Here is a 26595-nt window from a genome sequence, read left to right as displayed (position 1 = left end):
CCAGCAGCCCAAGCCCTTCACCTGGGCCGCCGATCCCGACAAAATCATCGCCGCCGTCAAGCGCGGGCACCAAGCGTTAGATTCCATCCACTAGCTAGATGCCGTAATGGGCCGGCGTCTCGAAGGTAGCCAAGTGGGAGGCTGTCTTGATCCGGGGTTTGATGAGCGACGAGGAATGGACGTGTCTTGAGCCGTTTGTGATCGAGCGCAGGGCGCGCAGCGGGCGGCGCCCGCGAGATCACCGCCTCGTCCTCGATGGGATTTTCTGGATCGCACGGACGGGCGTGGCCCGGCGCGACCTGCACGAGCATTTTGGCAAATGGTCATCGGTTTACCGCCAGTTCTGGCGCTGGACGCTGTCAGGCTTGTGGGAGTTGCTGCTCGAAGCCTTCAACGAAAGCGGGGGCGGCAACCCCAGCCTACAGATGATCGACAGCACAATAATCCGGGCGCACCACTGTTCAGCCCGCGCAAAAGATCCCATGATGAGAGGTGGACAGCGGCCTGAGGGAGATCAGAGTCGGTTTGCTACCAACCTCTCTGAAAGGATTTGCCATGTCAGCAGAATCAATCTCGCCGCCTGCCGCCATCCGGGTCGATCTTGGCGCAATTTTCGTTTCGCTGGAACTGTCGAAATCGACGTGGCTGGTAACGTCGCTGTCCCCTGGCAGCGAACGGATGTCACGTCACTCGGTGCCGGGCGGCGATCTGCCCGGATTGCTGGACTGCTTAGGCACGTTGCGTGAGAAAGCGCGGGTCCGGGAGGGCAGGCTCTATCGTGTGGTGGTCATCCAGGAAGCGGGGCTCGATGGTTTCTGGATCCATCGCGCGCTTGAGGCGGAAGGTTGGATCGCGAGCCATGTGGTGGACGCCGCCTCGATCGCGGTGTCACGCCGGCACCGGCGGGCGAAGACCGACCGCATCGATGGAGAGACGCTGGTCCGCACGCTGATGGCATGGATGCGCGGTGAGCCTCGCGTTTACTCGATGGTTCGTGTGCCCGCAGTCGAGGACGAGGATCGCCGCAGGATTGGCCGGGAGCGCAAGGTACTGATCGAGGAGCGCAAGCGGCACGTCAATCGGATCAAGGGGCTGCTCTTCGGCGTCGGCATCCGGCATTACGAGCCTGTTCGGCGCGACCGTCGCGAGCGCCTGGAAGAACTGCGGACCGGCGATGGCCGGCCCTTACCCAACCATCTCAAGGCCCAGATTTGCCGGGAACTGGATCGGCTCGAACTGCTGGACAGTCAGATCAAGGCCGTTGAAGCTGAACGCGATGTCATGTGCTCGCAAGGCGACGAGGCCTCGGCTCAAGCGATGCTGGCGGGAATCAGAGGCATCGGCGCGGAATCCGCCAACATCCTTGCGAGCGAGGGATTGTTCCGACAGTTCGACAATCGGCGCCAGGTCGCGGCCTATGCCGGGCTTGCGCCCTCGCCTTGGCGAAGCGGCTCGATCGATCGCGAACAGGGCGTCTCGAAGGCGGGCAATCCACGACTGCGCACGACGATGATCCAGCTGGCATGGCTATGGCTGCGCTATCAGCCGGACGCGGCTCTCACACGCTGGTTCCATGAACGGGCAAGCCACAGCGGCGGGCGAGGTCGAAAGGTCGCGATCGTCGCGCTGGCGCGCAAGCTGCTCGTTGCCTTGTGGAAGTACGTGACCGCAGGGGTCGTGATCGAGGGAGTCGCCATGACCGCAGCGTAGCGAAGGGCTGCTCGCGATACACTCCAATCCTCAGGACCTGATCGGTCCTGACGGATCCAGGCGAACGGACCGAAGCCCCCCATGGCTTCCAAGCCGCTCAAAAGAAGGGTTCCGTTCTCCTGAGCCCCGTCCCCGAATGCGGGATTATGGTGCAGCCGTCCCGAGCGGCGACCGGATATGAGGTGGTACAGGCGAGGCACACCCGCCGGTACTCGTGAACGGGCTCAGCTGGATGCCGATGCCGACCGGGAGATACGAAACGACGAGATATCCCCTTGACCTGCAACTCATCATATGAGGGGGACTCCGCGTCAGGGTCTTGGCCGCTCAAAAGGTGGCTTTACGACCAAGATCCATCTCCGCATCAATGCGTTGGGCCTGCCCATAGCGGTGGCGCTGACCGGGGGCGAAGCGTACGCATCCGGTGAGGCTTGCGATTACCCATAAGTTTTTGAATCACTTATCAAGTAGTTGTCGAAAATTGTTGAATCGGATGAGTCGGTTATGATTGATTGAACGAACCCGCTGACGCGGCACTGGGTTGTTCGCTGGCTGGAATGGCATCCTGATGGGAAGGTTTGGTTGCTGAAGACCAACCCCTGATCAGGAGACCATCCATGACCGACACCTTGGCAGCGGTGAGCCCGCTGCGCCGTCGCATGATCGACGACATGATGCTTCGCAACCTGTCGCCAGCCACGCAGCGATCCTACCTCCATGCCGTGACGAAGTTCAGCCGTTATTTCGGCCGTTCGCCGGACCGCCTGGGGCTGGAGGATGTCCGCGCGTTTCAAGTGTATCTGGTGTCGCAGGGCATTTCCTGGCCGGCGCTGAACCCGACTGTCTGCGCGCTGCGCTTCTTCTAAGGCGTGACGCTGAACCGGGCGGAGATTCCCGAGCGGATCGCCTATGCGCGCACGCCCCGCAAGCTGCCTGTGATCTTGAGCGCCGACGAGATCGTGCGCCTGCTTGAGGCGGTGCCGTCCCTGAAGGCACGCACGGCGCTGACCACGGCCTATGCCGCGGGTTTGCGCGTTTCGGAAGCGGTGAACCTGAAGGTTGCTGATATCGACAGCGCGCGCATGGTTATCCAGGTCCGTCACGGCAAGGGCGGCAAGGACCGGACGGTCATGCTCTCTCCACAACTGCTCGGTATCTTGCGGACCTACTGGCGCCTGGCGCGGCCGAGCGACTGGCTGTTTCCGGGTCGCGGCGACAAGCCGATCAACGTTTCCGTGCTCCATTCGGCCTGCCGGTCCGCGACCAAGGCGGCGGGATTGACCAAGAAGGTCAGCGTGCACACGCTGCGGCACAGCTTCGCTACCCATCTGCTCGAGAGCGGCGTCGACATCCGGATCATCCAGGTCTTGCTCGGGCACAACAGCCTGTCGACGACGGCGCGCTACACGCATGTGGCGACGACGACGATCGCAAGCACGCAGAGCCCACTCGATCGTTTGACCATCGAGGTGGTGCCGCCCGCCTGAGCCGACCCCGTGCGGTCCGATCTGGAGGTGGCGGATATTTTCCGCCGCCACGGTGCTGCTTTTCGCCTGGCCCATGACGGCCATCTCGGTCGCGTCGAACGCCGCGTCATGTCGGCGGTCGAGCTGTGCCGATGCGCAACCCCGTGACCGCGAGTAGGGCTATCAAGGTCGCATAAGTCAGCGGGCGCAGGCCTCCTTGAGGTCGAAGCTGGCTAGCGGCTTCGATCAGGCGAGCGATCTCCGTGCCCGAGTAAATGTGCGGTGGCCGGCGCCTTTTTTGGGCACCGAAGTGATTGCCCGGGGGCAACTCGTGCCGCACGTCTTCGACGCGGATATGGCGTGCGAAGCGGCAGACAGCTTTCAGTCGCGCGTCGCGTTGCGCAATCGACGGTCCCAGTGCGGCCCAATCGATGGCTGTTTGCGTTTGAACATACGCCTGTCCGCGCTCAGTCGCGAAGCCGGCGAAGCTTTTGAGCAAATACTCGGCATTCGACATCGCAAAGCCCGTGGCACGACGCAGTGCGAGATAGGTTTCGAAGGTCTTCAACATCAGAGCGCCTCCGGCCATGGCTGCGCCACCTGCTTCAGAAGAGTGACATCGGCTTTGGCGTAGTGGGACGTAGTGTCGATGCCACTATGCCGGAGGACCAGACCGATCTTGTCGAGCGGCACCCCGTGGCGCAGCATCTCGGTCGCCGCGGTGTGCCGCAGGACGTGCGCACCCTTGAACGGTGTCACGAGGCCAGCCCGCTTCATGATGCGCCTGACCACCGAAGAGACGGCGTCACCGTTTAGGAACGGGCGACTGGGCGCGATCGTGCTCAGGAACACGCGATCACTTCGGCAGAAAGACGGTCGGCATTCGAGATAGGCCGCGACCGCATCCCCGACGTCCTGGGGCAGCGGCAAGCGAACTTCATGGCGCGACTTGCCCGTAATCCGCAGCGAACCCGCCTGCCACTCGATATCGGTGAGGCGGAGCTGCGCCACGTCGCCGGCCCGCAGTCCGATGCACCAGCGAGTCCAGCCCTTTTGATGAAGGTGGCGGTCGAACAGATCCTGAAACCGCGTCTGACGCGTACCACAAATTATTTCAAGGTAACTCAACGGGATAGGGCCGACCTCGTCGGCGTCGTGGTCCGCGTACGACGCTCTCCTGGAACCGGGTCATACGGGTCTTACGGCAATATGACCTTGTTTCTACAGGCTAATACGCCCGCTGCACCCGTGCGTAGGGTCCATTACAAACGGCCTCGCGCCGTGCGTCCAGCCTTACGCAGCGCGCTCGCGCTGCGCAGCCTCGTGCCGGAAGGCGCGGGGCAACCTTGCTTCAGAGGATTGTTGTTCACCGCTGCAGCGGCATGAGGGACGAAGTGCATGGGTGGGGCCTCCCCGCAAGCAAAAAAAGGGGCCCGGCAAGAGCCCGACCCCGAAAGTCATCCGCTATCATTCGCCGGGGCACGGAGGCTCCGGATCGCTGTGGAAAATATTGTAATGGGCGTTGTAGACGATCTGTGCGGTTTCGTCGGTCCGTCCCTGTGCCTTGAGGATCAGATAGGCGTTTGAGGTCGCCGCGATCCAGCCGAGGTTATGGGCCTTGGTCGTTGCCTCATCATATTCAGCGTCGCATTCGCCGGTGATGACAAGGTCGTGGGTTACCGGGTCGGTGTAGCCAGTGTAGCCACCGGCATAGTGGTCCGCCCGTCTGACCTGTTCCTCGATCTGGGCAATGAGCGCGAATCCTCTGATTTGCGCTGCCCGGTAATCGGGGTCATTGGGTCCGACAAAGCGATCGAGATGGGGATCGGTGATTGACATGGCAGTCTCCTTGTCTCCCTTGCCTGCGCAGGGGAGGAATGATGGGAAGATGAGATCTCGGGAGGGCATGGAGTTGCGTATCTGAGCCGCCGGTGCCGGTATAAGCGGCGTTCGGCCCTTGCCTCCACGAGTGGCTATGGCAGAATGCACCGTGACGGGCAGGCCATCGGGGAAGGACGATGGACATGCCAAAGATGACGGAAAGGGATCGGCTCGCCGATCTGGAAGCGCGTCAGCGCAAGATGAATGATGAACTGGAAGGCGCGCGCCGTGCCCTGCGCGGCAAATATGCCGCAATGATCGCGGAGATGCCGGTGGAGAAACTCACGGAAAGGGAGTTCCGCGAGCTTCTCACACAGGCGATCCGGGTTGGTGGCAGTGCGGCGCTGACGGCGGTTAAAGGGCTGCCAGCGGCGATCTGATCACGCCGCTGATCATTCACAGGTTCCGGCAGGGATGCGCCTCGAGAAAGCTGTCCCTGTCGGAATCCGACCTCAGGGTGATGAACCGCGCTTCGGGCCCGAACCAGATCATGATGAAGCGCCGCTGCGCCGCCAACCGGTGGATATTCGCAAGGCTCCCCCGGCTGCGACCGTCCCAGATCACGAGACCGCTGAAGGCATCGCGCGCCATCGCCGCATCCTTCGGGACATGGAAGGCGGCGGTGCCCTTTCGCCCGGAAGAAGGAATGTTCCGGACAGGCCAATCGCCCAGATTATTACGTGGTCCCTCGCCGGAGCAGTAGACCGTGACGGCAGCGATATCCCGGTCGGCAAGATGGCGCTGGACCAACCGATCCACGCCCCGCGCGTCCCCGATCAGGATGGGAAGCGCGCGCTCGATAATGCCGCCGATGCGTTCGATGACAGGTTCGGGAAGCGTGGTAATGGACAGCGATCCGGAAATGAAGACGGCCGAACCGGAGAGGTGTGATGGGGTATGCTCGGACATGGCTTTAATCTCCTTGAGTGAGCCACCCCTCTCTCCCCTCCTCTCCTCTGGTGGCAGGACGCGGGCCTTGCCACCTCAGCCAACCCCGCCCAGACCGCACCCGAAGGGTGTCCCTGCGGCGAGCACGGCGGAGCCGCGCGCAGACGGCCGGGACCGCCCTGGCGGTTCCGCATCGCGCCCGCGACGGACCCGCTTGCGGGTCCCTGAGCGGGGACGAATGTGACGCTGGATAAAAAAAGATGAGGACCGGCCCGGCGAACCGGACCGATCCTCAGCCGGAACCTCACTGCGCCTCCCATCCCTGATCGCTGAGCCTGACGAACCGCGCCGGGATCCGCTTTTCCTTAACGAGGCGCGCGAGGTGAGACTGCAGTCCCGACCCTTCGCAGACCAGCGCCTCGACAGGCCGCAGTCCGACCATCTGTTCGTTGCGCACGAACCCTGCCCTCTTCCCCAGCTTGGCGCTGAGGCGGAACGTGATGAGCTTCACCTTACGCGAGGCGGCCCACGCTGCGGCCATGGCGTCGCAGCCCTTGTCCTGTGCGGTGGTCGCCAGCAGCATCATCGGGTTTCGCGCTTTCGTTTCGTCGAGCTTTCCCCAGATAAGGCGCTCGTCGAACCAGCAGTCCGCGCCGCCGGAGAAGATCACGACGGACCCTTCCGGGTAGTGCGCTTCGTTCTTGCGGAGGCGGCGGGCGGCGAGGAAATCGGTGGCGGCGATCACCGAGGCGGTGCGCTTGCTCGATATCAGCGACCCCTTCGGAGCGGACCACGGGCGGCCGGTTTCGGTGTGGAAGACGTCGGCGGCGTAGTCGCGCATGCACCGCAGGGCGTCGGTGGCTTCATCGAGGAATTCGAGATTATCGCGCGCTTGCTCAAGTTCGACGCCGTGGATTTCACTGCCGTCGGCGCACCGCAGCAGCTCCTGAACATCGCGCGTCGCCTTGTCGGCTTGGCCCGCCCACTGGTCGGCGACGTGATGGAAACTGTTGACGATGCCCCATGCGAGGCGCTCCGCGGCTGGCTGCAACCGGGTGTCCCGAAGCACGTCGAAGAGTGTCGTGACAATGAGTTCGACGGCAAGTTGGGCTTCCCGCGGATCGGGCATGTCGGTCGCCATTTCTTCCTCACCGCGCCCGATGCGGATCCCCTCGAGATTGGAGGCGAAGGCGGCGTGGAAATCGTCGGTGGTGGCGGCTGTCTCCTGCGCGATGAATTCGGCGATGTCGGAGAACGGGCGGACGCTGCGGTTGATATTCGTCATTGGAACCTCCTGCTGAAACGAAAGAGGTTCCCCCTTGGGCACGGGCTCCGAGCGGCGGGGTCAAGGATCGCGAAGCGACCGGCGCAGCCGGCGATGGGGGTCACGATTTTTTTGGGCGGCCACCTACATTGCAGGCCCGGCGCGACGCCCGACCCGCCCAAAAAAATGGTGGGGCCCCGTCGTCCTTGAGGCCGACGCGGTCCCGTGCCAACATAGGAATTCTTGAGAGAGAGAAGAGGCTTTGCGAATCTGGGGCTCGATGCCCCTGATTCGCAAATGGGTGCCTGCGAGCGCTGCCCTCAATGTCCATGGACGGTGAGGGCCGGGGTCAAGGACCGCAAATGCGGTCGCGAAGCGGCGGCGGGGGCAACGATTTTGCAAAGCAAAATGGTGGGGCCCCGCCGTCCTTGACGCCAACCGACACCTCCATGGCGATCATGGGAATGGGATGCCCGCACGTCCTTCCACCTGATCGGGCGCGCGTCCTCCTCAGGGCGCTGGCGGAACATAGGCGGCAAAGGGATCGCCGTCATGCAAGTGCCCGAACGGCGTGAACAGATATTCCTCCCCGCTCCGGCCGACGGCGCAGACCACAAAGCGGGGTTCGCCGGAAACCGCATCGACGCATTCCATCAACGCGAGATTGCCGTCCATGGCGGCATCCAGCAAAGTTTGAAAATTGGCTCGGTGATGATCGGGTATCGCCATCATGCGCTCCCATAAAAAACGGGGACAGCGCGTAGCGCCGCCCCCGACAGGATGAAGGAAGTTCGCCGACGTTACGCCGCCCGACGCAGCCGACCCCGCTCCGGCGGAGCGACCTTCTCGGCCGGAGCCTGATCCGCCTTGCGGAAGGCATGGATAGGGACACCTGCCTTGCGCAGGGCCTGATAAAGGTTGGCCTGAATGCCTGACCCCTCCCCCAGCAAGGCTTCGACGGGTTTGAGATCGACCAGCTTGCGGTTGCGCGCGAAGGGCGCACCGCGTCCCGAGCCTGTCAACGAGTAGGTCACGAACTGGACCTCGCGGTTCCCCGCCCATGAAGCCACGATCGCATCGAACCCCTTGCGCTGCGCGGTCGTCACCAGCGTCATGTGCGGGATACGCTCGAGGATGGAATCGAGCCGGTCCCAGAGCAGTTGCCAGTCATGCCATTCGGCATGACCCGAGGCGACGACGATCGGACCACGCGGGCGGTAACGCTCGCGGTCGGCCAGTTCCCGGGCGCGCAGGAAGTCCTGTATGGACACCTGCGTGGCGGTGGCGGCCTTCGAGACACGCGAGCCGCGCGCGGGCGACCAGGGACGGCCCGAGAGCACGCGGAAGGTTTCGGCGGCATAGTCGCGCATGCACTCGACCGCCTCGCGCTGTTCGGACAGTGACTGGCACAGGAGCTGCTTCTCCTCCAGTTCGGTGTTGAACACTTCGGAAGGCTCGGAACGGCGCATCATGTCGCGCAGCTCGTCGACTACTGCGTCCTCCTGCTTTTCCAGCTTGCCAGCGACGAAATGGAAGCTGTTGACGGTGCCCCACGCGATTTCGGGCGCGAGCGCATCGAGCCTTGTATCGGTCAGCAGGTCGAAGATCGTGGCGATGATCCCCGCGCAATCCGCCTGCGCGTGCAACGGATCGGGCATGTCATGCTCGCCCGGTTCGTCGCCCGGCTGGATGATCGAAAGCGGGATAGGATCGCCAAAGGCGCGCTGGAATTCCGGCGTTGCCGTCATCTCGGCGAACAATGCCGGCAGGTCTGCGAAGCGGCTTATGCTGCGCGAACGGTCTTGGGTCATGGGACTTCTCCTGCATGATGGAAAAGAAAAGGGGCGAGACGCGATGGCGTCCCGCCCCCATGGTGTCGGATCAGTGCATGCTCGCCCGGATGCCGGCGAAGGCAGCGGAGCGCGTCAGGCCGGCCCCGACGATTTCAGCGGCATGCGGGGCAAAGGGCGTGCCCTCGAGCAGGTCGTAAATGGCAGCGATGATCTCGCCGCAGGTGATCCCGGCCGGGATTTCCGGAACATGGGCCGCAGGAAACGGCGGCGAAAGCATATCCCGGATGGCGGGACTGGCCATGATCGCTGCGCAGAGCGCGGAGAGATCGGCGAAGGGGGCGAGGTCGTGCAACGAAGGGAGCGGCATGGGCTGCCTCCTCAGACAAGAGAAAAGAAAAGGGCCGGGGAAGCCTGACGCCTCCCCGGCCCGGAACCTGTTCCGATCAACCGGCGATCAGAACGGATCCTCCTCGCCGAACGGCGCACCCGCGCCGGTCAGTTCGCCATTGGCACCGGCAGTGCTGCCGCCGAAGCCATCCTGATCGCGCGGTCCGCGATCGTCATAGTTCGTGCGGCTGACGCCCATGCCACCGCCGAAGTCGGAACGCATGGTGTCGCGCCGCCACGCGACCATGTAGCCCCCGTGATCGGCCGGGAAGAGCGCGATCGGCATCGGTTCGGGCAGGCTGGGATCGTCGATGTTCCCGGCGAGGAACACTTCGCCGGTGCGCTTCGAGACGGCTTCCCACAGCGCGCCGATCTGGACCCAGCGGCGTGCGACGTTCAGGGCGAGGATCTCGTAGACCGGAGCCTTCTCGTTCTCGCTCATCACCTTGCGCAGCCCGATGCGGGGCAGGTCGATCGTGCGGGTGGCGATCGAGCCCGTCAGGCGGTTGTTCACATTGAAGATTTCACCGATGTTCATCGTCTTGACCTTTCGAATGTCGCTCGAAGACCATTCTCCGGCGACACCCTCCCCGGTCCTTCTCTCCTCTCTGTCCTGCCCTCTCCCCGCGCGCCGCCCGCCCGTGGGACAGCGCTCCGCATGCCTCCCGCGCGACGCCTCCCCGCCTGCCCCACGCGCAACACCGCGGCCCGCCCACAACTCTGCGCGACCACCGCGGCATGGCGCGGAGCCGGGGTGGAAGATGCGGGGCCGAAGAGGGGTTGGGGAGCGAGGCTGGAGGCGCGGCGGTAGCCGCGCTGGCGCTACGCCGGCGGGAGTAGCGGTAGCGGCGGGGGCGGCATGATCAGGCGGTTCCTGCAGGCAGACCGAACGGGTCCATGCCGGGCGGCACCGGCCGGTGCGTTTCCGGTAGCGGGAACCATCAGGGGGTGGTGGCGGGCCGCACGGCGGGATCGCCGAACACTTCGTCCCTATCGGGGATAGCTTATGGCACGCACAGCAAAGCGCATGGATCGCGATGGACTACGAAGCGGCGGACGACGCCTTTGTGCTGACTGCACTGATCGTTTCAGCCAACGTCCGTGATGGGTGCCAAGGCCGCCGGCACCAGATATGTCCCATGCCGCGCTGGAGCCAGGGATCAAGCCGTCCGGGGGAGGTCATCCGGATCATTGGCGGGCGGGGGAGCACAGGCTCGACCGGCATTGAAACGCTCGATCCATGTGCGGATATGGGATCGTTGCTCGATCGGAACAGCAGCGGCCGCACGCTGGAATTCAAGAAGATCGAGAGGCGCGTTGGCGATGATCTCGTCGATCTCGCCGGGATCGAGTAACCCTTCGGCACGGATGAACGCGGTCATCGAACCGGGACGTTTTTTCGTCGATTTGCGCCATAGCCCTTCAACGGTTCGAAGCCTCGGCGCGGCGCGCGCTTCAAGCAGGACGATGAGCCGCAATTCCTCGCGAGGCAGTGCGCGGACCTCCGAAATCTGCATTGCCGTGCAGAAGAAACATGAACTTTTACAAAATCTTGGCAAGCCAGCATCTGCGATGATGTGTTCACAATCCTCGCGCGTGAGACCCCATTCCCGAAGGGGGTACCTGTACTCAAAAAGATCTGAAACATGCCCTTCGCGATGAGCATAACGCTGGTTGTCCCGGGCGGAGCAGTCGTAGCCGATCAGGCGGATAACCTTGCGCCCATTCGCCCAGGCATGCTGCGCCGGAGGCCATGCCTTGACCCACTTATCCTGCGGCGAAATTTTATGCCGGGCCGAACAGCTGTGCTGCCCGAAGGCAATCGACGGCAATGTGCCGTTCGTCAGGCACGCATCGAGCAGCGAGGTGTAGGGTGGCCAATGCTTGAAGAACCGGGCCTGATATTCGACGACCTCGTTGGGAACGCCATGATCGTCCATCCACTGGTGGAAGACAGGGATAAGCCGCCTCGTGTGTGGCTGCTCGGGCATGGCTGCCAGCAACGTCATGTCCGGGATTTCGCCGCGGCGGACCAGTTCGATGATCATCGCAGTCGAATTGGTGCCCGCACCCCATGCCGCGACGACGGGCGCACGACTGCCCGCGCTCATGCGACCATCGCCAGCCAGCGGTCCGGCCAGGCCGGCGGCCGCATCGTAACCTTGTAGGATTGCAGGGGTGCGACGCCGTGCACGACATAATGCGGAACCCCGGTTTGACCTCGCAGTTGCTGTGCGGTTCTGAGGGCATGATCGAAGGAGGAAAGTTTCTTCCTCAAGGGCGAGAAGCCGTTGCTTTGGTCTGGCGGGGACATGGAGCCTCCAGTAGAATAGGCGAAAAATCAGGCCGCGATCGACAGATCGTCGGCAGCGGCACCAGTATTTCGAGTGGTACGCCGATGGGGATTGGTAACGTGCTCGCGTAGATCATCAGCCTGATCGGCTCGGAGAGCCTAAAACGCGATCTCTTGGGGATCGTGTGGGCTTCGTCGTTCAGTCCGAATTCCGCAGGATGCCGGGGGACGGGCTTCGGGCATAATGGACGCCCGCTACCCCGAAGGTCCGCTCGAAACTCTCGGCCGTTTCGCCACGGGCACAATAGTCGATGCAATCCTCGCAAAGGCCATAGCCGGTATCGCGATTCCAGTGCTGCTCGAAATGGCCGGCATATTGACCGCAACAGCAACAGGTTTTCCAGGCAGATGGCATGATGTCCTCCATCCGGTTTGACGGTGGGTGTCGAGGATCAGGGTTGTGAGCAGCAGCGCAGAGTGCCGCCATTGCTTTCCAGAACTTCCGCTTGCGCCAGTCGCCATTCGGCCATGGCGGCGTCTTCGCGCTTCTGGAAGGTGGGGCGTTTCTCGAAGGGGCGCGGATCGCAAACGATGCGCCATTTGCCGTCGGGATAGTTTCGGGAGACACAACCGATCGCACCATTTGGGTAGCGGACGCCGTGAACATACCAGCCGCCATGTCTCCAGCGGGAATAGGTAAATTCGGGTCGTGCGGATAGTGACGCGGAAGGGCCGCGATGGTCAGACGATGACATGGTGACCTCCGTGCTGGAACAGGATCAGGCAGCGAGCGGAAGGTCGACATCGACCGCGTCCGCAGGATCGAGCGCGAGCAGGCTCTGAAGCGTGACAGGCGTGCGATTTGCCCGCCGGGTCTTCGGGCCTCGGACAGGCCTTGCAGGATCGTTGAACCGACAGCCGATACGCGCGGCATGCTTGCCGATGACGGCGGGATCGCGGCCCAGCGCCTGGGCGACATCGACCATCGAGACGCCATATGTCCAGGCATTGCGGATCGCCCTGTCCTCGTCGGCGCTGAACGCGCGCATGAACCCGTGGGTAAGGCCCATCCGGTTGGCATGGTAGAGAACGGCGCGCACCCCGCGGCCAATCTGGTCGGCGATCTGCCGTGTCGGAATCTTGCCATAGTCCTCCCGCAACCGGGCTTCTTCCTCGGCTGTCCAGACGGGCCCCTGCCGAAAGCCGTCGCGATGGACATGGGTGCCGCGCAAGCCCAGCGCTTCGACCCGCCATCGGATCGAGTGCGGCGTACGCCCAAGACGTTCGCGCAGCGGCGTCAGGCTCGCGCCGGTCGTGTAGGCATGGCGCAGAAGATCGTCTTCCTCAGCAATCCATGGACGTCCCCAGCCCCGACCATAGCCCAGTTTTCGCAGGCGTTGCCCGAGGCTGCGACCGTTGCGGGCCGGATAGCCTTCGGCCGTCAGAACCTGCGCAATGGCGACATAGCGTGCGCCGGTCGATGCCAGTTCGAGCGCACGGGTCATTTCCGCGTCGCTCCAGTCGTCGGGCTGACAGGCATGGCGCAGGCCCAATGTCGATGCGCGGGCAATGATGCCAGTGAACGGACGGCCGATCAGGCTCGCGATCTGGGCGACGGGAACGCCCTTCTCGTAGCCGGCGCGAAGTTGCGCATCTTCCCATCCACTGTAGGGGGGCGATCCGGGCTCGGACAGGTCCAGGAGCCGTGCGCGAGCATAGAGCGCACTTACACCGCGGCCGAGCCGGGCGGCCAGCGTTGCCGTCGGTTCGTACGCATAGCATCGTGCCATCTCCTCGTCGTCCCATTCGGCCCAGGACCGCCGCGAGTTACGGCGCAGGCCAAGATCATGGATACGCGTGGCGACGCCCGCCCGAGGCCTGCCAAGCATGGCCGCTATCTCATCGATCGTGCGATCGTCGGCGAAAGCGGCGCGCAGACGCGCCGTCTCATCAGGGAGCCATGCATCCGCGCGGAAGGCCAATTCTGCAAGCGGCGCGGTCGGAAGTGCTTCCGCCTCGGGGACGAAGGGGATCAGTTCGACGATATCGGCGTCGAGATCGAAGCTTTTATGGGTCATGATGCGCTTCCTTCAGACCAGACCGACGACGGGCGTATCGACGACGCGCAGGCGCAACCGGGCCGACAGACGCGCAATACGCGTATCCCCGCGCGGCATCGTGTCGGACGCGCCGATGGTAGCGAGCAGATCCAGTCCGGCGTCGACATCATTGGCGGCAAGCGCAAGATGGCGGGCAAGATCGTCGGACGTAGTGGCATTAGGTGCAATGTTTCCCAGGGCACCGACAATGCGTGCGGCGGCGGGAGCGGCAGGGTCGAGCAGAAAGGCATCGAGCGCGCGCTGCCCCCGCATGGCAGTATGGGTGGTCCTGACCGGCGCAACCTCGCGCAGATTTTCAAGGTCGAGCAAAGTGCGGCTTTCGTCCGGGCCGAGGTCGGCAGCGGCCACAAGGTCAGGCGTGCGGCCGATATGCGGCGTGATCGTCGGATCGATCTTCGCGAGCACGGGCGTGGCGGACAGCGCGGGACCGAAGGCGAAGAACTCGCCGGGTGGAAGCAGGCGCAATAGCGCTGCCTGATCGCTGCCGAACCCGAGCAGGTCCGCGGCGCGCGCCACATCGCGGTCGAAGACGTTGAGGCCGATCAGATGATTATGCAGTTCCGAGACCACCGAACTGGCGAGTTTGGCGAGGCGCTGCGTAGCGATGATTGTGCCGATGCCGCGTTTGCGCCCCCGGGCGCACATGTCGGTCAGCGTGGCAACGCCCAGGCGGCGGGTTTCCGCATCACGGGCGGACGCTGCCATATGCGGTGCCAGCAGATGCGCTTCGTCGATGCATACCAGCACCGTGTGCGCCCAATGTTCGCGTTGGGCTGACAGAAGCCCGGCGAAAAAGGCGGCCGCCTTCTCGATGCGGTGATCGGGTTCGAGATCGGTGAGATCGAGGTGCAACGCGATCCGGTGCTGGCGCGTGCGCAGCGCGAGTGCGGTGAGCCCGTCATTGGCATAGTCGCGCGCGACCACGGTGGTGGCGCCGATATGCGCGGCGAGATTGGCGAACTCTCCCTCCGGGTCCACGATGATGGTCGTGAGATAGTCGAAGGCTTCCTCGATGATCCGGCGCAGCGTCTGGCTCTTGCCCGCGCCCGATGATCCCTGGATCAGGCAGCGACCCGACATCAGCTTGCCGAGATCCAGTTCGAGGGGACCGGTCGAGCAATGGCCGAGCGGGACGCGGGCATCGCGGGTGAAATTGCTGATGGGAATGTTCATCGGACATACTCCTTGACCGACCGCCAGAAGGCGGTCGTTCGCGTTGAATGTGGAGGGGGAATTCAGGCGGCGATCGCAGCCGGAAGAATGATGGGTCCAGCATTGCGCCAGTCATGACCGGCCGCTTCGAGCGCGTCGGCCACAAGAGTGAACTGGTGATCGCGGTCATCGTGGAGGATACCGAGCGCGCAGGGGTCGGCCATCACCTGGCTGAGCAGATCAGCTCGATAGGCGTCGAAATCCTGCCCGGCCCCGAACGGTTCTTCGCAGGTGATCCAGAGCGACGCCTCGATCTCGCGGATCAGCGCAGCCGCGCGGTCGAGCATCGGATCGTGGAACAGCGAGCGGCGGCGCAGCAGAAGTTCCGGTTCCCAGCGAGGCCCATCGGGCTGGTCGATTTGCCGTGCGGCAGCCTGCCAGCCGGTTTGCGACAGCGCTTCGGGCGGCAGGAAGGCGAAGACATCGTTGAACCAGCGCATTTGGTGCATGCAATGGATCCGCGCGCCGATAGCGTCGCGTCGGTCCAGCGCATCGGGATGCTCGGCCTCGAGCGCCGCTTCCAGTTCGGCGGGTATCAGCGCTATGAAGCAGGCACTCAGCTGCGGATCGGGAACGGCGCGGGACGCATAAAGTTCGGCCAGCGAGACTGGTGAAGGGACGGGAGCTGGAGCTTCGACAAGGGCGGACGCGACCGCGTGCCAGAGCGCATCGGGATAATCGGCCAGGGCGACGACATGTTTGAGCGTGCCACTGTCGTCCGCGTCGATCAGGTTGAGGCGCGCGCCACTGCGGATCGACGCAATGGATGCGGGATCGAAAAGAGCGACCTGCAAGGCCGAGCGCTCGAGGCTGCTGAGCGCGACATGGGTGACAGGGTGGTCGATGGAGGCCGATGGCATGGTCATGCTGCAATCTCCGTGGTTTCAAGGATCTCCACGACCAGTGTCGTGTCGTTCTCGCAGGCTTCGCAAAAGGCTGCGTCGAACACCGAGCCCAGCACCCAGTCCTGGGTGTGATCGTCCCAGCAGGCCCAGGCGTCGCGCATCACATCCGCGCTGCCGCAAGAGGCGCAGCGCACGGTCGTCCCGGCCACAGGCCTCGCGGTGGCCACCGGTTCGGCAAGGTCGCCGGATTGCGTTGCCGCTATTTCCGTAGTTGCGGGAAAGACCGGAAATCGATCGCAGGGCGGTTCGTCGCGGTCGAAGCTGATCCAGTTGGCGCCGGTCGTGCGGGCGTGGGTCAGCAGAGCCCAGATCTCAGGGGAAAGGTCGTCGGGGCGCTCCGGCCAGTCATCGAGCAGGCCAAGATGGATCCAGAAGCCATATTGGTGTGGCTCGATCGACAATAGCGGATGATCGACAATGAGGCGGCCGCCGCTTCGGCGTGCGTTCCGGATCAGACCGTCAATAGTGTCGCGCTCGGCAAGGGGAAGATGCGCCGTCGAGCAGGCGCAAACGGGGAAGCGGCGCATGGCCGGTCTCCTTCATTGGGGCGGCGGATAGGAGTAGCGGGAGCGCCAGACACTCCCGCCGGCGGTTCAGTTCGAGAGGAAATCCACGGTGAAAGCGTCGCGCTCAGCGTGGATGACGATCTTGCGATTCTGCGGGATCAGCCAGGTCAGATGCTCCCGTGCGTTTATACTGATGGCCTCAAGGACGGCTGCGTCTTCTCCGAGAAGAATCCGTGTCGCTTCCTGCCGGGCATCGCGCTCGAACGTATATGACTGGGTTTCCCAACTATCGCTGTCGCCATCGTCGATCGAACAGAATAACGTCGCGTAGATCAAGCGCCCCAGGCGGTCCGGTTTCATGCCGCCCTCGTGCGTTGCGAGAATGATGGCTTCTTCGAGATCCCAACCTCCATTGCGACAGACAAGAGCCGGGATTTCGACGGAATGGATGCTCCGCAACGCACCCTCGTGCCTGGTATTGGCGACGATCAGCTCGGCCACGATTCTGTCGACGAGGCCGGAAGCCAAATCAGCGGGCAGGCAGGTCTCGTCATCATAATGATATTCAGCACCATCACGGTGAATGCGAAGGGAGGCCTGCTCTATGATCGGCACTTCGTCGTACCAGGCATAGCCTTGTAGTGAGCTTTCCGCTTCGACCAGGTGAAAATCTTGAAGCGGCATCTTGTCTCGAGCGAGCGCCAGAGCTTGAGCGATGTCGGGGTCCGTCGTGGGAACAATCAGCATTGCGCCTTGAGGAGCCATGATTGCGCTGGCGCGTCCATGGCAGTCGTCGGCCGTTTCCGGGCGCCACATTGAAAGCCCGGAGCGGGCCTCAGGAAGTGCAACGCCAAGTTCGTGCGCCCGTCTCCAGGCGGAGAATGGGAGGCGATGATCGGGCTGGGTGGCGATGAATTTGTATAGGGCCCGTTCCGCGGCTTCGCGAAGAACCTTCAGTGCGGTGCTTTCGATAACGTCCTTGCGGGCCGGGAGTACCAGATGGATTTCAGGCGCGTCGACAATATCGATCCGGACGGCCCAGTGGTCGAAGCTGTCCTTGACTTCGCGAATGGTGGGCAAGGGGCATTTGACACGCAAACCGTGAAAGTTGATGCGGCGGCCATCTTGCCAGTCAGGGTCGAGATTGTAGACGCCGATACGGCAGCCGCAGGCGTCTTCGACCAGCAGCGCATCCTTGAGGAAATCCTCCCGCGGCTGCAACACCCCGTTCATCGTCATCGGCAAGGGAAAGTGGAGCGCGATATCCGCGACAATGCTGTGTAAACCGAAATGCCAGTCATCGGGCATTTCGATCGAGATCAGCGTGCCCCAGCCGATCGTGCCTTGTTCAAGGGCAAGCGGTGCGCCGCTGTCCCATGCCTGGGCCGGTATGCGCACTTTCCATGCCGTGCCGGCGGATGGCGAAAAGGACTGGATTTCGACGGAGCGGCCGGCAAGGCTGAACATGCCCATGCCGGCGGGGTCTTCGGACCGTGCGATGTCATGGTCCCAACCGGAATGTCCGAGCAGCAGCAGGGCGGCCGGATCGTCGATGCCGCAACCATCGTCGCGAACATGAAGGGAGAAGCGGCCGTCCTGCCGGGTGAGATCGATGGCGATGCGCGTAGCACCGGCCCGCCGCGCATTCTGGCACAGCTCCTGGAGACAGTCGCGGCTATCCCCCGAGAAAAGGCGAGATGCGCGGCGGATCGCGTCCTGGCTGACGGCCGTCTGGATGGTGGCGGGAAGAGGCATGATCATCTCCGGTCTCGACGACGGACCGTCTGTCCGCCTCCCTTGCGCCGCCCCCTCCCCCTTCATCCCGGTTTGCGGATGCCAGTTGGGCAAGACGGTTGCCGCCGGGATGACCGTCCTGCAAAGGGAGGGTGATGAGCCAATCAAACGATGTGAAACTGCGCGACCTTGTGCGGCGATTGCCCGACTGGATGCGAAAGGATCTGGCCTCGAGCGATGCGACAAGGCGGGAGCGCGCGGAAGATGCCCTCCATGTGATGCTGCTGTCGTTGCTGGAGGGTAGCGCCGATGGCGCATGATGTGGTGGGACGCGCTAGCGGGCAGCATGATCGTCGGCGAGGAAAGTCGACCAATCCCCATATAGGATGCCGCCATATTCGATGAGATCGTCGATCACGTTGAACTGCCAGTCGCAAAGCGGCCCATGACCGTTACTGACGCCGCTGGCTTGCCACTGCGCCATGACCTCCGGGAAAAAGCGTTCAATGACATCCGGGGCCGCGGCGAATTTCAGATGACACATATAAGTCACATGGATCGAGGCGAGCGGTCCGATAACGGGGCCATCGCTGCCCCAGTCCTCCATCTGCTCGTCGGGCGTGGCGCGGCCATGGTAGAGCCGAAGATAAAGCTTGCCTCGTTCCAGCGGTAGGGCGGGAAGTGGCGGCGGTGTCTGCGCACTGGCCGAGCAGCTGGGTGCCGCGGCGCGCTCAAGCGTTCCCATCATCGGGATTTCCTTTAGAGTGTGGGATCACCAGTCGTGGACCGGCAAATCATCCGAGCGGTCACCGTCGCAATCGAGCAGCAGGAACTGGAAGCCTCGGCTCCTGCCGAAGGCCATCAAGCGCAGCAGGTCTGCCGGCAGTTGCGCCTGGCGCGCTTCTTCGAGCGACCGCGTGGGCACGAACCAGCCGTAGACGGAGGCGGCGATGTCGATCGGCCGCTCGGTCGGCGGCCAGGATGCCCAGCCATCGAGAAGGCCGGCGGTCTGGACCGTGAGATGCGCGGTCGAGAGCACACAATAGCGTCCCATTTCCACCGGTTCCGAAGTGCTGGTTGCCTTGAGACCTGGCGGCACAACCTGCAGCTGGTCCTTTGCGCATCCGTCCGACGGATGTCCGTCGAAATAAACGGCGATCACCGTCTCATCATCCAGCGTGGCGGGATCGCGTTCATCGCCGGTTTCTTTCCACCAATCCCGGCACCACGCGGCGATTTCCGCGTCCAGCGTGGCCGCATCGATGGCGGCATGGATATTGGTGCCATAGCGGTGCTCGATAGCGGCGGCATGAAGATGGACCGGCCAAGGCAAGGGCGATCGTTCGATTCGATCCTCGGCGCCGCGGATTTCCGCGATCAACTGGGTCCGTGCATGGTTTGCGAGGTCATCGGGATATTCGATGGCGGAGCGTGCCCGCGCCAAAAGGGCGAGGTGATCCTGGCAGCTGGCTGTATCTGTCGGTGCCGACGATGCCGCTTCTCCAATGCCGGTTGGCGGAGCCTGTTCAGCATCCTGTCCCGTCATATCGGAGTGCAGGACCGGGTGGTGCGGATGGGTCCAGTCGACATTCTCGACCATCCATCGGCCTATATAGGCCCAGTCGCAACCGAAGGGGCAATCGTCATCGACGTCCTGCCATGCGCGTTCGATCTTAGGGGTCCAGCTGAGTACAATGGGACGTAGGGAATCAGCTCCAATCCTGTCGAATGCCCTATGGATGGCGAGGGCACGCTGGAGGGCATCGGGATCGGTGGGAGGCCGGTCGCGAAAGTTCAGGACCGTTTCCCAAAGGCAGGCGGCGATTTCGAGACGGAATGAGGCATGGCTGGTCATGGGCTGGATCCTGCTTCAGGCTGCGCGGCGTTGATTGTCGGTGCAAAGCCCGAGATCGGCGGCCATCAGCGTCTCGATCCGCGGTGCGAGGCTATCGAAGGCTGCGTTGAGATCGATGCCGGATATGCGATGGCTGGCCTCGCCAGGACCATGATCGATCTGAAGCATCGGCGGAACAAGACGCGCGGTCATTTCAGGGAAAATGGCGTGCAGGATGATGGCCTCGACACGCCGCGAGACGAGATTGAGCCGCGCCGCCAGGCCGCAATGCATGGCGAGATAGCGCTCGAACCAGCGGTTCGGCGCCAGCACGTCGGCGAGCCGGGTACAGGGCTGTCGTCCGGCCGGTGTCACGGCATGAAGAATGACCACACGATGACGACGGAGGGGAGTGAGCTGGTCCAGCGGGACAAGGACGCGGTAGCTGTAAAGCGGAGCCTGCCCGCCGATGCGGGCCCTGCAGGTGATCATATCCATCGGTGGGTTTCCTTCACATGGGCGCGCAATGCTGCTCGCGGTTTCCCACACACCCCCTCCCCCTCCGCTCCGCTTCGCGGTCCGCCGAGCGGTCTGGAAACTCTGCAGAAATGGGCCGGATTGGGCTGAAGCGGATGTCAGCTCTCGGCCTCGCCGCCATGGCAAGCTGCGTTGTCGTAGATGGGCCTGTCGCCCGGCCGCCATGGGATGGGATGCCAGATGCGGCCGTTATAGCTGATGCGGCCGACGATGACGCCGTCGCGCATGAGTTCGGCTTCCGGGAAAGCGCTGGCGCCAAGGCCGGTCTGATCGCGGCGTTCGCAATAGCCGCGCGACGCATGCTCAAGCGTTTCCACCAGGAGGTTGGGATATCCGGCTTGCCTGACGATCAGGGACACCGGCTTTTGCTGGCCTGGTTCGGTATATGTGATTTTCGTGGTCGGGCGCATGGCTGCGTTCCTCAATGGCAGGGCATCATGGGCGGGGAACGTCGTAACGAGGGTCGCATCCTGGCTCGCCGGGATAGAAGCCCATCGGATCGGGCAGGAGGAGCTGAACGACGGCATATTCATCATGGCCGAGAAAGCGCCCAACCTGGATGGTGAATGCGGTGCGAGCCTCAGCCCCGGCAAGGCGGGGACGGATCGGGAAAGCGCCGCCGATATCGATATCCTTGTCGGGCACATGGTCCGTCTGGCGCATTCGCTGGCCCACTTCGTTGAGAACCGATGCCATCAGGATCGGCGCGAAATTTCCGATAATCAGCAGCTCGGGGAGGCCCGGGCGCGCGTTGCCGATCGTGTAGGCAAAGCCCGCATTGTCGGCGTCGGGGAAGATTGCGAAGATATGCTGCCCCGTCCTGTCGATGTTGGATTGAATGATGGCCCTGCCGGTCGTGGGGATGATCATGATGGGTTTCCAATCTCGCGATGCGAGCCCGCGTCGCGTGGTCGAAGAGAGGTCAATAGCGCGGGATCGCGGAGGCGAAGCGGCGCAGCATCGCCGCCATATGCTTGCGCAAATGCGCCTTGTTGGAGATGATCGCTTCCGGCTTGAGCAGGTCGCCCTGCGGCGTCATGAAGCCGGTTGCGGACGTTCCGTCTGTGAGCTCGACGACGATCTGATGGCCGCGCGGGCGGACGGGACCGCCATAGCGGGCGATAAATTCGCCAAGGCGGCCGGAGAGCCCCTGGGCGACCTTCGTCCAGCAGATATGCCCGCCGGCCATGATTTCGCCGGTATCGAGCCCACGATCGATCCAGGCGCGAAACTGGCCGCGTTGCTGGATCACCGAGTTTCGCGTCCGCTCCATCGTGCGGCAGAGGGGAAGGAGAGCGGCGTGATGGTCGATCCAGTCGAGATCATCGCCGTCTGCAACGACCAGAATATCGTCGGGATCGACATCGGCGAGCAGGACAGGCAAGGGGTTCTGCGCACATTCCGTTTCGGCATTGCCGACGCTATCCCAAAGGCAAAATCCCTGGCCGGGAACGGCAAGGATCATTGTCATGTCCTGATGGCCTGACCGGGACTGGAACATGGCAGGAAGCGCAAGGCCTGCATCCGCGGCGGCAGTCGCACCTATGATCAATAGGCGCCTGGACCATCGCGTGGGACGCGGCGCATCTGTCGGGAAAGGCCAACTGCTTGGAAGCGGCCGGGACATCGGCTGGACAGAGGCGGTTCGTGGTTCACGCTGCGTGGCGGCCGCGGCGGCGGCATAGGCGCGCCGCGCGGCATCGAACGGATCGTCGAAACAGCCATCGCCATCGCGAAAGCCCTGGGCATAGGCGCTGTCGAGGGGATCAGCGCTAGCGCCAGACGAAGTATGGAAGCATCGGCGCGGCTCCCAGCCTGATATTGCTGCGATACTGCCATCCGCATAGTAAACCGCGTCGTCCCAGTCATAGCCATGGCGTACGGAGGCCTGGAGGATGAAATGATCGCGCGCGTCGGCCTTCCCTTCGGCGATGCGGCGTTCGACGAAGGCGAAATTCCTGCGCTTCCGCTCGCGCTCCCCTTCCTTGCGGATGGCGTCGTTGAGGGGGCGAAGCGCCGCGACGCGCTCGCGAATGCGGGCCATCCGGTCCTGGGCTGGCGCCTCGTTCGGAAGATCGGGGAAGTCAGCCCATGCGAGAGCGAGTTGCTCTGCATGATATTCGGGGCGGCCCCGCGCGACCCAGCATCGCGCGTCGGCGGGATCGAAGGCTGTCGAAGCTTCAATCATGGCGGAAGGCCTCGGCACCGGAGGAAGGCAGCGACGGCCCGCAACCATGCTGGACGGAATTTTTGAGAGGATTGTCATGCATGCGCGATCTCCTCGAGGATCACGCCATCTCTCCCCCTCTTCTCCAGGGATCGGATCATGACGGGCGTGGTTGGGATCGGCATGCGACGGATTCGCCGTGCCATCTGACGACGGATCGCAGCGACGGTGGTCCTGCTGGCGACCGCGACGCGGTTATGTCATTGTCCGGTCGTGATCGATCCGTCGCTTTCCGAGGCCGTCAAAGCCGTTGCTTCGTTGCAGGGGGCGTTTCGCCTGCGATCGGGCCAGACCTCATCGACATATTTCGACAAGTATCGCTTCGAGGCTGACCCGGCGCTGCTAAGGCACGTGGCGGCCGAGATGGTCTCGCTCTTGCCCGAGGGCAGTGAGGTTCTTGCCGGACTTGAGCTTGGCGGCGTGCCGATCGCAACCGCCATGTCGCTTGAGACCGGGCTGCCGGCCGCTTTCGTAAGAAAGAAGGCAAAGGATTATGGCACCTGCCAAGCCGTCGAAGGTGGCGACATCGCGGGCAAGCGCGTGGTGCTTGTCGAAGATGTGATCACGACCGGCGGCGCGGTCGCGGACGCCGCCCGGCTGATCGAGGAGGCAGGCGCGCAGGTGATCGCTGTGGTCTGCGCCATATGGCGGGGAGATGGACCACCCGCAATTGCCGCTGCGCCCGGCCTTCCAGTCTTTGCTGCGATGCAGAAGGGTGATCTTCTCGACTGACGATGTCGGACTGCTCAGTCGAGATGACGGCTATGTCGACGATAAGCCGGCCGGCAGGTGAACAACGGGCTATGATGTGGCTGGCGCAGTTTATCGGTCTATGTGCGACCACGTTCTCTGCCCGCGACAGCGCGGCGGATGCGATCCAGCACAAGCTGGTGATCATAGGGCTTGGTCACCGACGGTTCGCTCTCGCACAGATCCCCGGCCTTTTTCGTGGCCGTCTCGAGCGTACCAGCGAGAATGACATCTATCGCAGGGCGCTCCTTTCTGATCCAGGACGCAAGGGCAAAGCCATCCTCATCCGTTCCCCCAATTTCGGCCAGAACGAGATCGATGGAGGCGTTGACGTCAGTAAGGAACATGCGCGCTTCGGCGATGCTCGTGGCTTCGATCACCCTAAACCCGCATTCACGAAGGTAAGCCGCGAGTGCCGTGCGCACCAGAATATCGGCTTCCACCAGCAGAAGGCTTGTCATTCGGTGTCCTGTGGCTCCAGACCTAAGGTCGAGAATATCAGTGTTCTGGCGTCCTTCACAGCATAGGGTTTCGCGATGAACGGGATCCCGGGATCGAGGCTGTCGACCGGGATTGCGCCCGAAGTGACAATAACGGGAATCCTGGGTTCCGTTTTGCTGATCCTGTGTGCCAGACCAATACCGTCCATCGAGCCGGGCATCTGCACATCTGTAAAGACAAGGTCGACAGGTGCGTTCGACTGGCAATAGGTCAGCGCTTCGTCGGCGTTCGATGCTTCGATCACCGTCATGCCTTCCTCGCGGAGATCGTCTGCCAGGAAGGCTCGAAGCAACGGATCATGGTCGACAACGAGAATGTGGAGCTGCCGAAGATCTTCGGCGACGGATGGTATCACCACTACAGTCCCCCTATGCGCCTTTTCGCTTTGCTCTGCCGGGTGAACGATTCACGCGCTGATTGGTCCCCGACTGAACGAATTTATTTTGGCGGGGCTGGAACCATTTGGCGCAAGGGCGTGTGATAGCCATCCAGGGGCCTGGCTATCGACGTTACAGAATAGGGAACGACGCGAATCGACGTCTATTTCAGCATGTTGGCTGGTCTCCTGACGGCGGCTGCAGCATGGAGTCACCGTCAGGAGTGGAGGCCATATGCTGCTTTGAAGCCGCGGCCCGGCGCGCGCATAGGCGGGAAGCCGGTGACAGGCCAGAGCATCGGGTTCATCCGTCGACGGATGGAGGCCGTGATGCGACGTGAAGATTGCGGGCGTGCGATCAGGTCTTGCCCGAGGGCTTCTGCACGATCGACATCGCCAGCACGCCGTGGCGCATGATATATTCGAGAATACGCATCGGCATCGGTTGATGGAGCGGCGCGCCGTCGTCGCAGAGCCTGCCGTCCTCCATCCATCCGCCAATGAATATAGTGATGAGGGGGCCGTCGGAATTATCCTTGTGCCAGACGGATCCGATGCGTTGGCCCTGCTGCTTGGGTCTTATGCCGCAGGTGCCGGTGGGGCGCTTCGGCAGGGGAAAGTCCGAAGGCCCCATGATCGCGCGCAACGGCTGGAAACGCGGATCGCCGGCGAGACAGCGCCGCAACGAACGGACGGATCCGGAAACGAGAAAATAGTGATCGAGGGATGCAGGCTCGAAGCCGACGATCGGATGCGGCGGCGTGTCCCATAGCTCGAGAAGCCTGTCCACATCGCTTGTTGGCGGGGCGAGGCTGTCGATATCGGTCCCGCGCAAGGGTATGACGGGAATATCGAGCGCGGCCATGATGATCGCGGGTTCGACCGAAGAACTGATCGCGAGAAAGTCGCTATAATGGGAGGCTGCCTCGCGGATGAGGAGCCAGGCCCTGCCGAAGGCAGGGTGGCGGATCGCATCGGGAAAACCGGCGCGCAAACCCAGCAAAGCCGCCGGATTCATCGAGGGCAGGATGACCTGGAGTTCGGTGAGGATTGCCCGATCGACCGCCTGCGCAATGGCCGCCCTGTCCTCGCCGTAGCGTTCAGCAGCAGCCACATTCGCCTGGGCCACATTGAGGAAGAAATGCGAGAAGATATCCTGTTCGAAGGGCGCGCCGTCGAAGCTGTAACGATCGGTCATAGGCTAAAGCACTAAAGGCCTCCCGCGCTCAAAGGATGGACATGGCCGAACGTGGCCGGCACGCCGCCTTGCCATTTGATTGTGGATATAGCGGTCATAGGCATCAACCAGGGCAAGGTGTCGCTTGGGAAAGTTGGTGCCGAACCCTGGCGCCGGGCCTTTAGCTATTGTCCTCGATGGGCGCTTCAGGGCCATTTTTCTTGATCGAGTCGATCGCATTCTTCGCCGAGGCTTTGCTGCTGTAGCCCTCGGTCGAGAACAATATCTCGGCATTGTACCTGAAGCGTACGCGAAACTCGCCAGCCTTGTCCTTATAGATTTCGAACTTGTGCGCCATGTTGCGTGGCCCTTCTCCCAGACAATGGTCGAACAAGTCTACAGCCGGAACGATCGCTTGCAAGCCGATCGGCATGTCTGCCGACAAGATCGAGGGTCCTGGACACCGGGCGAAGCGTAGACCGCCTCTGCGCGTAGAAGACCAATTGAGGTCGGCGTGGCACAAGGCGTTCGCCTCATGGCCTCAGAGAGCGGGCGGCGCGTGCAGGAAGCGGATCAGCCAGTGTGCGGCAAACAGGGCCGCGATCGATAGCAGGATCGAAGCGGTCACATAGGTTACGGCCAGAAGCGGCTGGCCCCGTTCCCACAGCAGCACGGCTTCGAGGGAGAATGTCGAGAAGGTTGTGAAGCCGCCGATGACGCCGGTTGTCAGGAACAGGCGCACAGACGGGGGAAGACCGGTCTTGAGTGCCCAATATTCCGCAACGAGGCCGATGAGGAAGGAGCCGACGATGTTGATGGCGAGCGTTCCGAAAGGAAAGGCTGCGCCAAAGCATCGCAGGGCCAGAAGGCCGACGGCATGGCGCAGCATGCCTCCGATACCAGACCCCACGAACACCAGAAGATAACCCACGCACGCCTCCTTCTGCGCCCGGGAGCGCGAAAGCAGGCGTCATCAGCAATAGCGCGGTTTTGAGGGAGACACCATTCCCTTCGGTATCGGGATAGCAATGCTG

At 63.1% G+C, this 26595-nt stretch carries 35 protein-coding genes, 3 pseudogenes and 1 riboswitch; of the genes and pseudogenes, 9 read left to right on the top strand and 29 right to left on the bottom strand.

Annotated features, from left to right (window positions below; translation table 11 throughout):
* Positions 1 to 161: 161 nt before the first annotated feature.
* From GGQ90_RS29475 to GGQ90_RS30025, 6 genes and pseudogenes are all read left to right on the top strand, one after another.
* Positions 162 to 476 (top strand): annotated as a pseudogene (locus tag GGQ90_RS29475) (transposase); the annotation flags it as partial.
* Between the two features lie 79 nt (positions 477 to 555).
* Positions 556 to 1710, top strand: coding sequence for an IS110 family RNA-guided transposase (locus tag GGQ90_RS24440; protein WP_188084222.1), 1155 nt, complete (start codon positions 556 to 558; stop codon positions 1708 to 1710).
* Positions 1711 to 2007: 297 nt separating this feature from the next.
* A pseudogene (locus tag GGQ90_RS29470) lies at positions 2008 to 2121 on the top strand (IS5/IS1182 family transposase); the annotation flags it as partial.
* Positions 2122 to 2327: 206 nt separating this feature from the next.
* Positions 2328 to 2576: a phage integrase N-terminal SAM-like domain-containing protein gene (locus tag GGQ90_RS29910; protein WP_343054083.1), complete on the top strand. Its 249-nt coding sequence runs from the start codon at positions 2328 to 2330 to the stop codon at positions 2574 to 2576.
* 3 nt (positions 2577 to 2579) lie between these two features.
* Positions 2580 to 3197 (top strand): tyrosine-type recombinase/integrase, encoded by a 618-nt coding sequence (locus GGQ90_RS24435; protein WP_230588604.1) that lies wholly within the window; start codon positions 2580 to 2582, stop codon positions 3195 to 3197.
* A 9-nt stretch (positions 3198 to 3206) separates the two neighbouring features.
* A pseudogene (locus GGQ90_RS30025) lies at positions 3207 to 3329 on the top strand (IS91 family transposase); the annotation flags it as partial.
* On the opposite strand, the gene GGQ90_RS24430 reads toward GGQ90_RS30025, so the two are convergent.
* From GGQ90_RS24430 to GGQ90_RS24420, 3 genes are all read right to left on the bottom strand, one after another.
* Entirely contained in the window at positions 3304 to 3747 is a 444-nt protein-coding gene (locus GGQ90_RS24430) for a site-specific integrase (RefSeq protein ID WP_223178430.1), read from the bottom strand. The pseudogene GGQ90_RS30025 and the gene GGQ90_RS24430 overlap by 26 nt on opposite strands.
* A complete protein-coding gene (locus GGQ90_RS24425) occupies positions 3747 to 4304 on the bottom strand; it encodes a tyrosine-type recombinase/integrase (RefSeq protein ID WP_246428426.1) in 558 nt (185 codons plus the stop codon). Before GGQ90_RS24425 ends, GGQ90_RS24430 begins: the two co-directional genes overlap by 1 nt.
* A gap of 339 nt (positions 4305 to 4643) precedes the next feature.
* Positions 4644 to 5015, bottom strand: coding sequence for a hypothetical protein (locus GGQ90_RS24420; RefSeq protein ID WP_021228391.1), 372 nt, complete (start codon positions 5013 to 5015; stop codon positions 4644 to 4646).
* Between the two features lie 185 nt (positions 5016 to 5200).
* Here GGQ90_RS24420 and GGQ90_RS24415 point away from each other — a divergent pair, with 185 nt between their 5' ends.
* Positions 5201 to 5437, top strand: coding sequence for a hypothetical protein (locus GGQ90_RS24415; RefSeq protein WP_031299098.1), 237 nt, complete (start codon positions 5201 to 5203; stop codon positions 5435 to 5437).
* A 16-nt stretch (positions 5438 to 5453) separates the two neighbouring features.
* Here GGQ90_RS24415 and GGQ90_RS24410 read toward each other — a convergent pair whose 3' ends face one another.
* The 15 genes from GGQ90_RS24410 to GGQ90_RS24340 form a co-directional block, all read right to left on the bottom strand.
* On the bottom strand, positions 5454 to 5966 hold the full coding sequence (locus tag GGQ90_RS24410; RefSeq protein WP_021228389.1) for a hypothetical protein: 513 nt from the start codon (positions 5964 to 5966) through the stop codon (positions 5454 to 5456).
* Positions 5967 to 6249: 283 nt separating this feature from the next.
* Complete coding sequence (locus tag GGQ90_RS24405) at positions 6250 to 7230, bottom strand: SLOG family protein (protein WP_021228388.1); 981 nt, start codon at positions 7228 to 7230, stop codon at positions 6250 to 6252.
* Positions 7231 to 7719: 489 nt separating this feature from the next.
* Positions 7720 to 7938, bottom strand: coding sequence for a DUF6117 family protein (locus GGQ90_RS24400; RefSeq protein ID WP_031299094.1), 219 nt, complete (start codon positions 7936 to 7938; stop codon positions 7720 to 7722).
* Positions 7939 to 8009: 71 nt separating this feature from the next.
* Positions 8010 to 9020, bottom strand: coding sequence for a DUF2493 domain-containing protein (locus GGQ90_RS24395; RefSeq protein WP_188084221.1), 1011 nt, complete (start codon positions 9018 to 9020; stop codon positions 8010 to 8012).
* A gap of 70 nt (positions 9021 to 9090) precedes the next feature.
* The gene (locus GGQ90_RS24390) at positions 9091 to 9369 is read right to left on the bottom strand and encodes a hypothetical protein (RefSeq protein WP_021228385.1); all 279 of its coding nucleotides are present in this window, start codon (positions 9367 to 9369) and stop codon (positions 9091 to 9093) included.
* A gap of 87 nt (positions 9370 to 9456) precedes the next feature.
* Complete coding sequence (locus tag GGQ90_RS24385) at positions 9457 to 9927, bottom strand: DUF736 domain-containing protein (protein ID WP_014076245.1); 471 nt, start codon at positions 9925 to 9927, stop codon at positions 9457 to 9459.
* A gap of 622 nt (positions 9928 to 10549) precedes the next feature.
* Complete coding sequence (locus GGQ90_RS24380; RefSeq protein WP_188084220.1) at positions 10550 to 11500, bottom strand: hypothetical protein; 951 nt, start codon at positions 11498 to 11500, stop codon at positions 10550 to 10552.
* On the bottom strand, positions 11497 to 11703 hold the full coding sequence (locus tag GGQ90_RS24375; protein ID WP_021228383.1) for a hypothetical protein: 207 nt from the start codon (positions 11701 to 11703) through the stop codon (positions 11497 to 11499). The genes GGQ90_RS24380 and GGQ90_RS24375 overlap by 4 nt, the downstream gene beginning before the upstream one ends.
* A 178-nt stretch (positions 11704 to 11881) precedes the next feature.
* Positions 11882 to 12097, bottom strand: coding sequence for a hypothetical protein (locus tag GGQ90_RS24370; RefSeq protein WP_152528141.1), 216 nt, complete (start codon positions 12095 to 12097; stop codon positions 11882 to 11884).
* Positions 12098 to 12134: 37 nt separating this feature from the next.
* Positions 12135 to 12437 (bottom strand): hypothetical protein, encoded by a 303-nt coding sequence (locus tag GGQ90_RS24365; RefSeq protein WP_084515001.1) that lies wholly within the window; start codon positions 12435 to 12437, stop codon positions 12135 to 12137.
* A 24-nt stretch (positions 12438 to 12461) separates the two neighbouring features.
* Positions 12462 to 13760, bottom strand: a complete 1299-nt coding sequence (locus tag GGQ90_RS24360) for a hypothetical protein (RefSeq protein ID WP_021228381.1) — start codon at positions 13758 to 13760, stop codon at positions 12462 to 12464.
* 12 nt (positions 13761 to 13772) lie between these two features.
* Positions 13773 to 14975, bottom strand: a complete 1203-nt coding sequence (locus tag GGQ90_RS24355; protein ID WP_021228380.1) for an ATP-binding protein — start codon at positions 14973 to 14975, stop codon at positions 13773 to 13775.
* Positions 14976 to 15037: 62 nt separating this feature from the next.
* Entirely contained in the window at positions 15038 to 15880 is an 843-nt protein-coding gene (locus GGQ90_RS24350) for a hypothetical protein (protein ID WP_021228379.1), read from the bottom strand.
* Complete coding sequence (locus GGQ90_RS24345; protein ID WP_021228378.1) at positions 15877 to 16446, bottom strand: DUF5983 family protein; 570 nt, start codon at positions 16444 to 16446, stop codon at positions 15877 to 15879. The genes GGQ90_RS24350 and GGQ90_RS24345 overlap by 4 nt, the downstream gene beginning before the upstream one ends.
* Positions 16447 to 16512: 66 nt before the next feature.
* Entirely contained in the window at positions 16513 to 18186 is a 1674-nt protein-coding gene (locus tag GGQ90_RS24340; RefSeq protein ID WP_188084219.1) for a sensor histidine kinase, read from the bottom strand.
* Positions 18187 to 18314: 128 nt separating this feature from the next.
* Between GGQ90_RS24340 and GGQ90_RS24335 the strand changes: the two genes are divergently transcribed.
* Positions 18315 to 18479, top strand: a complete 165-nt coding sequence (locus tag GGQ90_RS24335) for a hypothetical protein (protein ID WP_021228376.1) — start codon at positions 18315 to 18317, stop codon at positions 18477 to 18479.
* A gap of 14 nt (positions 18480 to 18493) precedes the next feature.
* Here the strand turns inward: GGQ90_RS24335 and GGQ90_RS24330 are convergent, their stop codons facing one another.
* The 6 genes from GGQ90_RS24330 to GGQ90_RS24305 all read right to left on the bottom strand — a co-directional run bounded on the left by GGQ90_RS24330 (position 18494) and on the right by GGQ90_RS24305 (position 22718).
* Positions 18494 to 18907 (bottom strand): hypothetical protein, encoded by a 414-nt coding sequence (locus GGQ90_RS24330; RefSeq protein ID WP_021228375.1) that lies wholly within the window; start codon positions 18905 to 18907, stop codon positions 18494 to 18496.
* Positions 18908 to 18931: 24 nt separating this feature from the next.
* Positions 18932 to 20014, bottom strand: a complete 1083-nt coding sequence (locus GGQ90_RS24325) for a DUF5983 family protein (protein WP_021228374.1) — start codon at positions 20012 to 20014, stop codon at positions 18932 to 18934.
* Between the two features lie 15 nt (positions 20015 to 20029).
* Positions 20030 to 20491: a hypothetical protein gene (locus tag GGQ90_RS24320; protein WP_188084218.1), complete on the bottom strand. Its 462-nt coding sequence runs from the start codon at positions 20489 to 20491 to the stop codon at positions 20030 to 20032.
* Positions 20492 to 20628: 137 nt separating this feature from the next.
* Positions 20629 to 20940 carry a hypothetical protein gene (locus tag GGQ90_RS24315; protein WP_021228371.1) on the bottom strand — a complete coding sequence of 104 codons (312 nt, stop codon included), beginning with the start codon at positions 20938 to 20940 and terminating at the stop codon, positions 20629 to 20631.
* A 25-nt stretch (positions 20941 to 20965) separates the two neighbouring features.
* On the bottom strand, positions 20966 to 21400 hold the full coding sequence (locus GGQ90_RS24310) for a DUF4262 domain-containing protein (RefSeq protein WP_021228370.1): 435 nt from the start codon (positions 21398 to 21400) through the stop codon (positions 20966 to 20968).
* Positions 21401 to 21452: 52 nt separating this feature from the next.
* Positions 21453 to 22718 carry a hypothetical protein gene (locus GGQ90_RS24305; protein ID WP_021228369.1) on the bottom strand — a complete coding sequence of 422 codons (1266 nt, stop codon included), beginning with the start codon at positions 22716 to 22718 and terminating at the stop codon, positions 21453 to 21455.
* Between the two features lie 207 nt (positions 22719 to 22925).
* Here GGQ90_RS24305 and pyrE point away from each other — a divergent pair, with 207 nt between their 5' ends.
* Entirely contained in the window at positions 22926 to 23489 is a 564-nt protein-coding gene (pyrE, locus tag GGQ90_RS24300) for an orotate phosphoribosyltransferase (RefSeq protein ID WP_021228367.1), read from the top strand.
* A gap of 98 nt (positions 23490 to 23587) precedes the next feature.
* Here pyrE and GGQ90_RS24295 read toward each other — a convergent pair whose 3' ends face one another.
* The 5 genes from GGQ90_RS24295 to crcB form a co-directional block, all read right to left on the bottom strand.
* On the bottom strand, positions 23588 to 23968 hold the full coding sequence (locus tag GGQ90_RS24295) for a response regulator (RefSeq protein WP_021228366.1): 381 nt from the start codon (positions 23966 to 23968) through the stop codon (positions 23588 to 23590).
* Positions 23965 to 24366, bottom strand: a complete 402-nt coding sequence (locus GGQ90_RS24290; protein ID WP_021228365.1) for a response regulator — start codon at positions 24364 to 24366, stop codon at positions 23965 to 23967. Before GGQ90_RS24290 ends, GGQ90_RS24295 begins: the two co-directional genes overlap by 4 nt.
* Before the next feature lie 376 nt (positions 24367 to 24742).
* Entirely contained in the window at positions 24743 to 25582 is an 840-nt protein-coding gene (locus GGQ90_RS24285; protein ID WP_021228364.1) for a hypothetical protein, read from the bottom strand.
* Positions 25583 to 25742: 160 nt separating this feature from the next.
* On the bottom strand, positions 25743 to 25919 hold the full coding sequence (locus GGQ90_RS24280; RefSeq protein ID WP_084515015.1) for a YegP family protein: 177 nt from the start codon (positions 25917 to 25919) through the stop codon (positions 25743 to 25745).
* Positions 25920 to 26102: 183 nt separating this feature from the next.
* A complete protein-coding gene (gene crcB, locus GGQ90_RS24275; RefSeq protein WP_021228362.1) occupies positions 26103 to 26492 on the bottom strand; it encodes a fluoride efflux transporter CrcB in 390 nt (129 codons plus the stop codon).
* Between the two features lie 26 nt (positions 26493 to 26518).
* Positions 26519 to 26580: riboswitch (Fluoride riboswitch) on the bottom strand.
* Between the last annotated feature and the right edge of the window lie 15 nt (positions 26581 to 26595).

The sequence above is a fragment of the Sphingobium scionense genome (genome assembly GCF_014197035.1).
Classification (GTDB): Bacteria; Pseudomonadota; Alphaproteobacteria; order Sphingomonadales; family Sphingomonadaceae; genus Sphingobium; species Sphingobium scionense.
This window is presented reverse-complemented; position numbering and strand designations above follow the sequence as displayed.